The sequence below is a fragment of the Ignavibacteria bacterium genome (assembly GCA_017303675.1).
Taxonomy (GTDB): Bacteria; Bacteroidota; Ignavibacteria; order Tepidaquicellales; family OLB5; genus OLB5.
In genome coordinates, this window is the sequence record JAFLBX010000002.1 from 360,253 (window position 1) to 373,027 (window position 12,775).

At 37.8% G+C, this 12,775-nt stretch carries 10 protein-coding genes; 6 read left to right on the forward strand and 4 right to left on the reverse strand.

The genetic code is table 11. The features are described 5' to 3' along the window. The first annotated feature begins 23 nt into the window (after positions 1–23). Positions 24–1,346, forward strand: a complete 1,323-nt coding sequence (gene murA, locus J0M37_10950) for a UDP-N-acetylglucosamine 1-carboxyvinyltransferase (protein ID MBN8585602.1) — start codon at positions 24–26, stop codon at positions 1,344–1,346. Between the two features lie 305 nt (positions 1,347–1,651). Here the strand turns inward: murA and J0M37_10955 are convergent, their stop codons facing one another. The 3 genes from J0M37_10955 to J0M37_10965 all read right to left on the reverse strand — a co-directional run bounded on the left by J0M37_10955 (position 1,652) and on the right by J0M37_10965 (position 5,060). Continuing rightward, entirely contained in the window at positions 1,652–2,632 is a 981-nt protein-coding gene (locus tag J0M37_10955) for a septal ring lytic transglycosylase RlpA family protein (protein MBN8585603.1), read from the reverse strand. 317 nt (positions 2,633–2,949) lie between these two features. Further along, positions 2,950–3,906 carry a branched-chain amino acid transaminase gene (locus tag J0M37_10960; GenBank protein MBN8585604.1) on the reverse strand — a complete coding sequence of 319 codons (957 nt, stop codon included), beginning with the start codon at positions 3,904–3,906 and terminating at the stop codon, positions 2,950–2,952. A 20-nt stretch (positions 3,907–3,926) separates the two neighbouring features. Continuing rightward, positions 3,927–5,060, reverse strand: coding sequence for a hypothetical protein (locus J0M37_10965; protein MBN8585605.1), 1,134 nt, complete (start codon positions 5,058–5,060; stop codon positions 3,927–3,929). 330 nt (positions 5,061–5,390) lie between these two features. On the opposite strand from J0M37_10965, the gene J0M37_10970 reads away from it, so the two are divergent. Next, positions 5,391–5,864 carry a DUF4783 domain-containing protein gene (locus J0M37_10970; GenBank protein MBN8585606.1) on the forward strand — a complete coding sequence of 158 codons (474 nt, stop codon included), beginning with the start codon at positions 5,391–5,393 and terminating at the stop codon, positions 5,862–5,864. An 18-nt stretch (positions 5,865–5,882) separates the two neighbouring features. Continuing rightward, positions 5,883–10,055 (forward strand): HAMP domain-containing protein, encoded by a 4,173-nt coding sequence (locus J0M37_10975; GenBank protein ID MBN8585607.1) that lies wholly within the window; start codon positions 5,883–5,885, stop codon positions 10,053–10,055. A gap of 79 nt (positions 10,056–10,134) precedes the next feature. Here the strand turns inward: J0M37_10975 and J0M37_10980 are convergent, their stop codons facing one another. Continuing rightward, on the reverse strand, positions 10,135–10,350 hold the full coding sequence (locus J0M37_10980) for a hypothetical protein (protein ID MBN8585608.1): 216 nt from the start codon (positions 10,348–10,350) through the stop codon (positions 10,135–10,137). A 232-nt stretch (positions 10,351–10,582) separates the two neighbouring features. Here J0M37_10980 and era point away from each other — a divergent pair, with 232 nt between their 5' ends. Genes era through J0M37_10995 form a run of 3 tightly spaced genes read left to right on the forward strand, consistent with a single transcriptional unit; the run spans position 10,583 to position 12,775 of the window. Next, on the forward strand, positions 10,583–11,491 hold the full coding sequence (gene era / locus J0M37_10985; GenBank protein MBN8585609.1) for a GTPase Era: 909 nt from the start codon (positions 10,583–10,585) through the stop codon (positions 11,489–11,491). Between the two features lie 10 nt (positions 11,492–11,501). Further along, positions 11,502–12,509 (forward strand): polyprenyl synthetase family protein, encoded by a 1,008-nt coding sequence (locus tag J0M37_10990; GenBank protein ID MBN8585610.1) that lies wholly within the window; start codon positions 11,502–11,504, stop codon positions 12,507–12,509. Further along, positions 12,509–12,775, forward strand: coding sequence for an HPr family phosphocarrier protein (locus J0M37_10995; protein MBN8585611.1), 267 nt, complete (start codon positions 12,509–12,511; stop codon positions 12,773–12,775). The genes J0M37_10990 and J0M37_10995 overlap by 1 nt, the downstream gene beginning before the upstream one ends.

Below are 12,775 nucleotides of genomic sequence, written 5' to 3' on the forward strand. Positions count from 1 at the left end.
AATTTAAATCCATTACCAAAAAAATGAATACTGATATTGTTGATAAACAGGCTAAGTTCCTTGTAAAAGGGGCGAAGCCTTTGCATGGCTCAATTCGCATAAGCGGCGCTAAAAATGCTGCTTCAAAGCTTATTATTGCATCGCTGCTTACAGATGAACCCGTTAAGCTTATAAATGTACCTGTAAGTATAAGTGAAATTAAAGTCACAAGAAGGATAATTGAATCTCTCGGAGCGAAATTCACTAAGTTCACAAATGATGAGCTGGTTGTACAGACCAAAAAGATACATGATATATCTTTCTCCGCATCACTTGGACTTATAAACAGGATAGGTGTACTTACAGCCGGACCCCTGTTGCTGAGATCTGGCGAAGCAAAAATACCAAAACCCGGCGGCGACCAGATCGGCGCTAGACCCATCAACTTCCATCTCGATGCGCTGATAAAGCTTGGCGCAACTGTAAAAGAGCATAAGGATTTTTACCTGCTTAAGGCTAAAAGACTTATAGGTACTGATATAACCCTGCCGTTCCCTTCAGTTGGAGCAACAGAAAATATTATCATAACCGCTTCACTTGCCATAGGCAAAACTACTATCCACAATGCGGCAATTGAACCTGAAATAATGGATCTTATCATGCTTCTGCAGAAAATGGGCGCTGTTATTGATGTAAAGACTGACAGGACAATTGTTATAACAGGTGTAGATAAGCTCTGCAGCGCTGAGCACCGCGTCATTCCGGACAGGCTTGAGGCAGCTTCATTTGCATGCGCGGCGATAGCTTCAAAAGGGGATATTACCATCCATGACGCGCGCCATGCCGATATGATAACATTCCTGAACACCATTAGACTCATTGGGGCTGAATATGAAGTGCTGAAAGACGGTATCAGGTTCTATTACAAAGGTGATCTAAAGCCAATAAGCATTGAAACGGATGTGCATCCCGGCTTTATGACAGACTGGCAGCCGCCTATGACCATTTTGTTGACCCAGGCTAACGGCATAAGCACACTGCATGAAACCGTTTACGAAAACCGTTTTGGTTACATTAAAGAATTGAACAAAATGGGCGCGGCTATAGAGCTTACCAATGATTGCCTCGGCACTCCCTGCCGCTTTAACGGAACAAACTACTATCACAGTGCGGTCATAAAAGGCAAAACCCCCCTGCGCAGCGCTGAAATAAATGTACCTGATATACGCGCGGGATTTTCATACCTTGTTGCGGCAATTCTTGCCAAGGGTGAAACCCTTGTTCACGGAATCCATTACATTGACAGGGGATACGAGAACATAGATAAAAAGCTGCGCAAGCTTGGCGTGAAGATAAGAAGGGTCTAATTTTTATTGAGAGTAAATTAATGGCAGGCTTAAAGAAGCCTGCCTTTTTTGTTTGTATTTTGATAGATTTCCCCCGTTGTTGGTGTTGTCACCAACAACAAAATGAATAGTGTAATTTGTGTTTAGTGCTTTTATTATTTCTGCCTGTAAAAATTTAATACAAACAAAAAACCCCTCGGGACCTTCCCGGGGGGTTTCTTGTTTTTTATAACTGTACGATTTGTGCTTAATGTATCTGTGCTTTTTTTATCATGTATAACAGCTTTGTGCTTTATATGTGCTGTTATTCTGCTTCGTTTCTGAGTTTATTCGCCTATTTTCACGAGCTTAGGCTGGTATTTTAACTTAGTTAAAGACTTCACGTCTTTCTTGGCGGATTTTTCTTTGTCATACAATCCCACCAGTACCTTATAGGTCACTGTTTTTGTATTTGTATTGGGATCTGTAACCGCTATTTCTTCAAGAAAGATCTTAGTGAAACCGTCGCGTTCTAACCTGCCGATTCTTCTGTCGGCAAGCGACTTGTCAGTATATATCCCCACTTCCAGTGAGAGACCTTTAACTACTGCCAGTTGGTTTGATATATCGTAAAACCGGATAAGTGAATCTATGTCATTTATCTGCTGATAGAGGTTTGATTCTTTCTGTTTTTCCTCTTCTGTTTTCGGTGTTACAACCTTGATCTTTAAGTTGCCTTTTTGTTTCAGGTTCTTATTCAATTCAAAGTCACTTGAAGTACCGTCTTCGCCTTCAAATTCAACGAACACCTTTGATTCAGCATCAACATTGCCGTTTATAAGCTCTGTTGTTTTGAACTCATTGGTATCTATTTCTGTGATATCAATGTGTTCATCCGGATCGATACCCTGGCGAAGCATTTCAGCTTCTTCTTCAGTTATCTGCTCGATCTTTACCTGTGCCGTACCGCCCATACCGATAGCTTCTTTGGAAGCCTTGGAAAGATCTATTATCCTTCCGCGTATGTATGGACCCCTATCGTTTATTCTTACTACGGTATAGAGATTATTCTCAAGATTTGTGACCTTCAGCAGGGTACCGAAGGGCAAGGTTTTGTGAGCCGCCGTGAATTCATAGGTATCAAAACGTTCGCCGTTGGCTGTTTTTCTACCATGGAATCCAGGACCGTACCACGAAGCCTCGCCGGTTTCCACAAAGCTGGAGCCGGTAGGATCTCCGTTTGAGTAAGCACTTTCTGATATTGCACCCGTAAGCACGAGTTGTACAGTTAAAAAAGAGATTAACCACAAGATTCTTGTTTTAAACAATGCATCTCCTTTCAGTTTTTTGTTAATAAATTGACTGTCCAATAGCTAACATAGCATATTATTTCATCATCACGCGGACAGTCTTGCTCGTTCAGTATTGTCTATTGCAATACGTCTTGGAGCGTCTCTTTTTTTAACTATGGCATGTAATTATGCCACACTCTTTATATTAAAAGAACAAAAATTCAATATGCCTAGCCGCTTTTAAAGCAGGGGAGGCATAAAACTTATTTATATAATTTTTATCTGATTATCTCAGATGAACCGTCTAATTTGTGAATCTTAACACCTGCAACCTGTAACCTGCAGCCTGTGACCTACTTAACCTGCTTCATATTCAAAATTCTTTCCTTGCCGTCAAGAAAAGTAAGCCATCCGTATTTATCATTGCCTTCTTTTACCACGTCAAAGAATGCTTCCTGCATCTGTTTTGTTATCTTGCCGGGCATTCCGTTGCCGACTATCATCTTATCAACTGAACGGATCGGTGTAATTTCAGCAGCGGTTCCGCAGAAGAATATCTCATCTGCCATGTAGAGCATTTCTCTCATTAAGCTGCCTTCTTTTACCTCAAATCCCAGATCCTTGGCAAGTGTCATTATGGATTTCCTTGTAATACCGCTGAGTATGCCGTTATGGATACCCGGTGTGTATAAGATACCATCCTGCACTATGAACAGGTTCTCGCCTGAACCTTCGCCGATATAACCGTTCACATCCAGCGCGATTCCTTCGCTGAAGCCGTTTACAATGGCTTCCATCTTAATAAGCTGGCTGTTCATATAAGCGCCGCCTATTTTAGCCATAGTAGGAGTCGTATCAGGGGTGCTTCTCCTCCAGGAAGATACACATACGTCTATACCGCTTTCGTGAGCGCCCTGGCCTAAGTATGAGCCCCATTCGTAGGCTGCAATTGTAAGCTCAACGGGATTCTTAAGCGGGTTTACATTCAGGTCTTCATAGCCCCTGTATGCTATCGGGCGGATATAACAGTTTTCAAGCTCATTTATTTTGATAGTATCAACTATCGCTTCAAATATCTCGTCGTGTGTGTATGGTATTTCAGCCCTGAATACCCTGGCGGAGTGAATAAGCCTTGTAACGTGTTCGCTCAGCCTGAATACAGCAGGACCCTGTTTTGTTTTATAGCATCTTATACCTTCAAAGAACGATGAACCGTAATGTAAAACATGTGAGAGTACGTGAACCTTAGCATCATCCCAGTTGATGTGCTTCCCATTCATCCATATTTTTTCAACTTTTTTTACCGGCATAACTCATAAATTTTAAGTTTTTAAATGAGACTTTTTTTGTAAATCCTGTAAGTCTTATATATATGCGCACCTAATTTTTCGGCTGTCATTCTCATCGGCATATTATCTTCCAGAACCCAGGAAATCTCAGCGCCGGTGTACCCATTCTTGTTGCCATTTTTAATGGTCTCAAGGTAGAATACTGAATCGATCGCTTTCTTCTGGTATTCAGGCTTTACACCCATAATTATAACTCTCAGAAAATCTATCTTCTTTTTGCCTGTCAGGATCTTCAAAAAGCCGAAGGGAAGCAGCCTTCCGTTCATTTTCTTCAAGACCTGGTTGAAATCAGGAAGAGAAAGTGTGAAGCCTGCAGGCTTGCCTGCCACTTCAGCGAACATCACAAGGTCAGGATCAACCACCATTTTGAGCGAATCAGCCAGGTAGTCAAATTCTGCGGTGGTAATCGGGACAAAACCCCAGTTACTTTCCCATGCGCTGTTGTAAATCTCTTCTATCTTTCTTACTTCGTTGTTAAGGTCCTTCATATTAAGCTTGTGGGTTGTCACATCAGAGCGCTTTTTGATAAGTTCGCTCATGCGTTCAAGCTTAGCCATTACTTTTGCATCATTTATAACCTCAGCGGGAATGTAGTAAGCATACAGGTCTTTGGCTTTTTCAAATCCAAAATTCTCTATTTTATTAATATAGTGTTTTGGATTGTAAGTCATTAAAAATACGGGAGATGAGTCAAACCCATCTATCAGTAAACCGCATTCATCATTTGTTGAAGGATTTACCGGTCCCAGTATTTCATTTAAGCCTTTGCTTTTTACCCATTCACAGGCGGTATCAAGCAGCAGATCGGATACATCTTCGTCGTCTATGGTTTCAAAGAACCCGAAGAATCCTGCCTTATCTTTATGAAAATCCGTGTGATTGTCATTTTTGATAGCGGCTATTCTGCCAGCAAGCTTGCCGTCTTTTTCCGCGAGGAAAAGCTGTACTTCAGCATGTTTAAAGAACGGATTTTTGTTCGGGTCAAGGTTTTTTCTTACATCAAAGATTAATGGCGGAACCCAGTATGGGTCTCCCTTGTATATATCCCATGGGAACTTAATGAACTCCATTCTGTCTTTTTCATTTTCAACTTTTCGTATCTTTATCAACCTGATCTTCAGTCCCTGATTTGAGATAAATTTTGATCCCGAATCAAATTTTTGTGTCCCTAAATATACCTGTTTTTGTTAAAAGATACAATCAAAAAAGGGGGGCACAGGGGTAGAACTCTATTGGTAAAAATAGAATTAATAGAGTATTATGTACCGCTGCAAGCATTAAAATTGCATAATATATTTGCTTTAATATAATACAGTTACATAGATTTATTAAAGTGATATATTAAATTCATTCCATGTTTCATTTGTTGTATGCTTCAAAATATTAGCAAAATTGAACTGAAATTCATAATATTTTTGATTATTTTAATTAAATTGAAATTTCTATTGAAACTACGACTACTTTATATAATTTTGATTTTGTTTTTTGTGAGTATATTTTCTGCGCAAAGCATATACTCGCAGGATAGCTGGTGGAAAGATAAGAAGTATAAGTCAGAAGAGAAACAAAGGAAATTCGATAACTGTAAAGCTGTATTCCTCAGCATTGCAGACGGATTAATGTATTCCAATGTCACATATATCAGCCCCTTTTTTCAGAATGAAATTTACCTGAGCCTTCAAAACAGTGAAAAGGGGTATTATAACAGGGAGCAATCAGGCTACATTATTGAAAATTTCTTTTCAACATACCCGGTTTCTTCTTTTAAGTGGAAGAACTCAAGCCGTTCAGAGCGTTTTGCATTTGCTTTGGGAAAATATAAATACAAAAAGGGCGGCTTTATCAGTACGTTCACAATTTCAGTATCATTAAAATATATCAATGATCTTTGGATGGTTGACCAGGTTATTGTAAACTAGCACTTTAAGGGCTGTTATATGTTTCAATTCGAAAAAAAAGACATATTCCGTTTCAAGGTCCTTGGGATGCTTTCTTTGATCCTTATATTTGTAATACTTTTTATTTTCGGTGTAAGATATTATTTTTCCCAGTCAATTATCAATAACTGGGATTCCATTTCAGCTGAAAAGAAAAAAGAAATTCACGCAGATTGCCTTAACATATTTTATAATTACCAAAATCAGACCTCGCAGTTTTCATACCAGCTTTTGATGAATAAAAAGCTGATCTCGGCAGTTACTTCCTTTAATACCAGGAAGTCATACGATGCGCTGTATGAATTGGAAAACCCCGGCGAGTATAACATTGAGATATATAATTCTCGCCTTGAGCTTTTTATATATTCAGGCAGGCAGATCTTCCCAGATATATTAGAGCTTAAAAAGGCATTAGCAGGTGAAAGATACTCAATAGTTAAAGAAACAGGTATTTATACCATGATAGTCGTTCTGGACCCGTTAAAGAGCGAAAGCGGCGCTATTGAAGGTGTAATGGTGGTTTCAAAGATACTGGATGTTAATACAGGCGCACAGTCTTCATTCCTTAACAGCTCAGGCATCAAAAAGGATATTTACGACAGGTTTCACCTTGATGTACAGTTTGAATTCAATTCACCGGCAAATACTTCAGCAGTTATAGATACTTCATCAGGCTCTCTTACCATGCTGCAGCTTAAAGGAATAAACAACAGCATTATTGGTAAAATGTTCATTCCCGGACTGGACCAGTCATCATACCTGCTGAGCGTAATGGGCAAGTTCGGTAATATTATCGGGTTCATAATATTCATACTTAATGCTGTATTGTTATACTGGCTTATACTGGCATCAGGAAAAGCCGATTCTTACTTTGTGAAGATATCTTTGGTATCTGCCGGATTTATCCTTTCAAGGTACCTGTGGCTGTACATGGATTTCCCGGGTGAGTTCTTTGTTCTTTTCGGTTCTGATATCTTCTCACCGGTGCATTATGCATCGGGAATCGGTTTTGGAATGGCTAAATCACTGGGTGAGCTATCTGTAACAGCTATAATGTTTTCTGTTATTTCGGTTTTTATTCTGATTAATGTTATAAAATTTTATAAATCAGAGCTTAAGCCTGTAAATAAATATGCCGCTGCAGCAGTTACACTGCTTGCTGTTATAGTTTCAATTGTAATAATGAATTATTTCGGAGTAATAGTTCAAAGCCTTATATTTGATTCATCAGTCAAGTTCATAGATAAATCTGACCTTTTTTCCTTCAACCAGCCAGAAATGATAGTCGTAAGCCTTATCATCCTTTTCCTTTCAGTCTCAATGGTAATGATACTCCTTGCATGTTCACTTATTACTGCCAGGTACTTTAACCCGGCAATTGGATTCAATAAGCTGCTTCGAAAAAATTCAGTATTGATATTTTTTGTATCGCTCCTTTTGGTTAACCTGATAATTTCAATATTTCCTGACCAATTCATAGAAGCTTCGCTTAAGCTGAATTTAAGGCTCATCATAATTGCTCTGGCTGCAATCTTCAGCTTGTATATCCAGCGGCAGCTTGCTGTAACCAGGGAATACAAATTTATAAACCTCATCAATCTTTCGCTTCTGCTCCTTGTATGCGCTGTATTTATACCGGCTGTGTTGCTGAATAAAATTACATCTCTAGAAAACAAATATCTTGAAAAATCAGCAAAGGATATATCGCAACAGTCAAGCGATAAGATTGCATTTTTAATATCTGCCACAGTTGATGATATCAGTGAAGATGCATCGATAGAAGCTGATATCAGGAATAAAAATAAATCAGGCAAGCTTGCTTTTAATATTTGGGCAAAGAGCAAGTTTTTTGAAGAGGACCTTAATTCAGCGGTTTATGTTCTGGATACTTCAAAAAAGCTTATTAGTGATTTTAACATAAATCCAGTTGAGCTGATTTCTGACAGTGTTTTAAGCTTTACGCTGAGCTCTGCCAAAAATAAAAAACAGCCGGATAACACAGAAATTTCTGCCGCAGAAGAAGTGACTGAAGAGGAACCTGAAACTCTGGATATTAACGCCGTAATGAATTCTATGATTGCGGATGAAGGCGAAATATTCAGAAATGAAGATATGAAATTCTTCTCAGCGCTTATACCAATAGGAAAATCTGACCTTAAGAACAGCAGGTTTAATAAAACAATAGGCTATGTTATTGTTGCCGCAGGTTATGATGCCAAAAATTTCCTTACACAGACTAATCTGGGTATCTTCCGCAGCTTTGCCCGCGATAATATACTGAATAAGCTTACTTCCACTCCGGTTATATCTGAATTTTCCGAAGATGAGCTTGTAGGTTCCTCAAATAAGGATGTTTCCAAATCACTTATGAAATCGCTGGAAGCATTCAGGGAAAGCGTTAAGGATAAGATCGATAAATCTGCCCTTAGATATGATGAGTTTGAAAACGAGATATATAAATCATTTTATGTTCTTTCTGAAAATAAGCAGTCAGGCAACATTTCAAGCCCAAAAATATATGTTGTAAGCGTAAAAGTTAACGATTTCAGCCTGAGTACATTTTTCTTTTTCAGGTACCTGCTTTTTTTGGTGCTCATTTACCTGATATTCTTATTTGTTTATATAGTTTATAAAGGATTTTCATACCTGCTTGATACGGAATCCGTCCGGTTCATTAAATTTGGCTTCAGAGAAAAGCTTTTTGCTTCTTTTTTGCTGGCTTCCGTTATACCAATAGTTATACTTGCTATATATACCAGGGCTTTTGTAAACGATAAAAATGAATACTTCTACAAAAACCAGCTTATAAGCGATCTCAGAATAGTTGACCAGTATGTAAGGAGCAGGATAATACTTGATGCTGTTAAGCTTGACAAAGAAAAACGTACAACCCGTGAAAATACAACAGGATTTACTAACCTTTTTGACCGGAGTTTTTCTGAAACTGATAAAAATTTCAATTTTTATATTAAAAATAAGCTGGTAGCTACAACAAGCGAACAGCTTTATAAATCAGACCTGCTTGATACCCGGTTAAGCGGGAATGCTTTGTATAACCTTGCAATATTAAAAAAAGATTATTTTTCTGAAAATCAGCAGATCGGTGATTTTACGTTCATTGTGGGATACAAACCGATTTACGATAATTTTAATAATTTAACCGGGATAATTTCAACACAAACTGTATTTAAGCAGAGTGAAATTAACCAGGAGCTCACAGAAAGTCTGGTATATATACTCGGACCCTATTTTGCTGCAGTAATACTGCTTATATTTATTGTAAACTTCCTCTCATACAGGATATCAAACCCGATCTTAAAGCTTCAAAAGGCTACTGAACAGCTTTCGCTCGGTAACATTGATGTTCAGGTTAAATCCAACAGCAAAGATGAAATAGGGGAGCTTGTTAAATCATTTAACCGAATGATTCGGGAGCTTAAACGATCCCGGGCAGAGCTGCAAAAAGCTGAGCGCGAAGGCGCATGGCGAGATATTGCACGGCAGGTTGCGCATGAAATTAAAAATCCGCTTACGCCAATGAAGCTGGCGATGCAGCATTTGTATTATGCGTATACTCACGGTTCTAATGATTTTAAATCTATCATTCAAACAACAAATAAGCTGATAATAGACCAGGTCGAAACCCTTAACAGGATAGCTACGGAATTTTCAAATTTCGCAAAGCTTCCCAGCAGGAATTATGAATTGCTGAATATGAATGAGATCCTGGATGATGTAGTAAGGCTTATGGATACAAAAGGAAATATCACGCTTAAGCTGGATCCGGCTTTGAATAATGAGCTTGTTATGGGTGATAAGGATGAAGTTAAACGCGCATTGATAAATATTATTAAGAATGCTGTCCAGGCAGTTGATGAAATTGAAGATAACAGTTTAAAAGGTCATGTGAATATCGAAGGTATCAGGATGAACGGGTATTATTCAGTAAAAATTAAAGATAACGGTATCGGAATGGATGATGATACCCAGCAAAAGCTGTTTGAGCCGTATTTTTCAACCAAATCAAGCGGTATGGGCTTAGGGCTCGTTATCACAAAAAAAATTCTTGATGATATGAAAGCAAAGATCATTGTTCAAAGCAGTCCTTCCAAAGGAACAGAAGTAGAGATCAATTTCAAAATTTCTGATAAAATATCTGAAGGAAAACTTTAATTTTTATATTTCGAGTTATATTAACTAAAAAAGGCATCTCAAATGAGATGCCTTTTATTCAAAAATTTTAAATATTCAGTTACCTTTTGAAGTACCAGTAATTATCATCCTCGTAAAAAAACTCCATACCATAGTGTTTCCTTATCAGTACTTTGAATACAATAAACTTTCCGGGAGCCTTTGTGATCTTCGGGTGTCTGCCGAAATCACTGCAGGTACTCAGCTCAAATAAAGTTGTTCTTGCAATTTTACTTGGTTTATATTCGCCTACGTATATGGTCTTTCTTTCCAGCATTCAGTATAAATTAATTGCATAAATATATACATACTATTTTTTAATGACAAGGAAAATTTGAGTAATATAACGTTTGTACGTGATATCTACTTGAAGAAAAAGTTATTAAGAAGTTAACCCTTTTAAATTATATTTTTAAACATTCCCGGCTTCAGTGAAAAAATATAAATTATAATAATGAACAAATTCATAAATTGAAATTACCATAATAAATGCGTAATTTTAAGTAATTATGCAAAAATTTTCAGGTTTTGTCCCTATTATCGGTGCTCCCAATGCAGGTAAATCCACTTTACTCAATGCAATATTGGGACAAAAAATATCTATTGTTACTGCAAAACCGCAAACTACCCGAAACAGGATAACCGGAATTTATACAAATGAGAATGTTCAGATAGTTTTTGTTGATACTCCGGGTGTGCTTGACCCTAAATATAAGCTTCAGCAGTTCATGAGCAGGGAAATTGAATCAAGTGTTGTTGAATCTGATATTATAATACTTGTTATAGATATCAATAAATATGACCGTGAAAGCTTTAGTACGCTTTATAACACATACAACCGGCTTTATGGTGATCATAAAATTTTCTGTGTTATCAATAAAATAGATCTTGTAAGAAAAGAGCAGGTACTGCCGGTAATTAAGGATATTTCTGAAAATTTCAGAATAGATGAAATTATTCCTGTATCAGCTGTTAAAGGATTCAATATTGAAGAGCTGCTTAAAACCATAATTAAATACCTGCCTGAAGGTGATTTTTATTTTGAAAGCGATGTCCTTACTTCGCAGCCTGAAAAATTCTTTGTGGCTGAAATAATCAGGCAGAATATTTTAAGGCAGTTCAAAGATGAGATCCCGTTTTCAGTTCATATTGATATTGAAGAATTTAAGGAACGTGAAACCGGCAAGGATTTTATAAGGGCTTCTGTTATTGTTGAGCGTGAAACCCAAAAAGCGATTATAATAGGCGATTCAGGTAATAAAATCAAAAAGCTTGGTGAGTTATCAAGGAAAGCCATTGAAGAATTCCTGGATAGGCCGGTTTACCTAGAGCTTTTTGCGAAAGTTCGCAAGGACTGGAAGAATGATGAAGATTTTTTGAAAAAGAATTTTAATAAATTCGGTACTTCAACTGCATAATAATTAATTATTGGAAACAGCATTTAAAAATTACCGTGAATTAATCGATTCAAGACTGTTCAGCTTTCTTGAAGAAGAAACTGAACGCTCCCGCTACTGCAAGGATAACCAGAAGTATCCGTACACGCTTTTTGACCCGCTGAATTACATTATGGCAGGCGGCGGAAAGCGTATCAGACCGATCCTTGTTCTGCTTTCCTGCGAGGCTTTTGGCGGTGATATAAATAATGCCATCGATGCCGCAATTGCTGTTGAGATCCTGCATAACTTTACCCTTGTACATGATGATATAATGGATAATGCAAATACACGCCGGGGCAAGGAAACAATTCACAAGAAATGGGATGTAAATGCTGCAATACTTGTGGGCGATGAGCTGATAGGGCTTTCATACCGCTCTTTACTGCGTGCCAGGACTGAAAATATTACGGGAGTCTTGAGGGCATTCACAGACGGAGTAATTGAAGTATGTGAAGGCCAGGCACTGGATAAAGAATTTGAAGTAAGCGCAGATGTATCCATTGATGATTATAAGATAATGATACGCAAAAAAACAGCTGAGCTCTTGCGGACATCATCAGTAATGGGCGCAATAATCGGGAATGCTGATGAGAACGGAATACGCTCAATCAGTGATTACTCCGAAAATATCGGGCTGGCTTTTCAGATTCAGGATGACCTGCTTGATGTTATTGCTGATGAAGGTGAGTTCGGTAAAAAGATAGGCGGAGATATACTTGAAAGAAAAAAGACATTTCTTTACCTGAAAGCCCTTGAAATACTTGATGGCAGGAAAAGGGATGATTTTATGTATTTGTATAACTCGCCCTCATCTGGCGATGAAAAAATTAAGAAGATCGTAGAGCTTTATAATGAAGTTTGTGTAATTTCATCCGCTAAGGAAGAAATAGCAGCATATACAGAAAAGGCAAACAGGAATCTTGAATGTATTTCAAATAATTCAGCAAGAAAAATGCTTGAGAATTTTTCAGATATGCTGTTAAACCGGAGCTATTAATGGTAGAAAGGCATGTAACCATTGTAAATAAAGCCGGAATGCATACCAGACCTGCATCAAACATTGTAAAGATAGCTTCAAAATACCGCTCTGATTTTTATATTATTAAGAACGGCTACAGTATCAACGGAAAAAGTATAATTGGTGTAATGACACTTGCAGCTGAACAGGGTTCTAAGCTAACACTGAGGCTGGAAGGTGAAGATGAAATTAAAGCTGCTGATGAATTGCAGAAATTTTTTGAGGATGGTTTCGGGGAACTATAA

Coding starts and splice junctions, on each gene's coding strand:
- murA (MBN8585602.1), top strand. CDS start 24: ATGAATACTGATATTGTTGATAAACAGGCTAAGTTCCTTGTAAAAGGG.
- J0M37_10960 (MBN8585604.1), bottom strand. CDS start 3,906: ATGCCGGTAAAAAAAGTTGAAAAAATATGGATGAATGGGAAGCACATC.
- J0M37_10975 (MBN8585607.1), top strand. CDS start 5,883: ATGTTTCAATTCGAAAAAAAAGACATATTCCGTTTCAAGGTCCTTGGG.
- J0M37_10980 (MBN8585608.1), bottom strand. CDS start 10,350: ATGCTGGAAAGAAAGACCATATACGTAGGCGAATATAAACCAAGTAAA.
- era (MBN8585609.1), top strand. CDS start 10,583: ATGCAAAAATTTTCAGGTTTTGTCCCTATTATCGGTGCTCCCAATGCA.
- J0M37_10995 (MBN8585611.1), top strand. CDS start 12,509: ATGGTAGAAAGGCATGTAACCATTGTAAATAAAGCCGGAATGCATACC.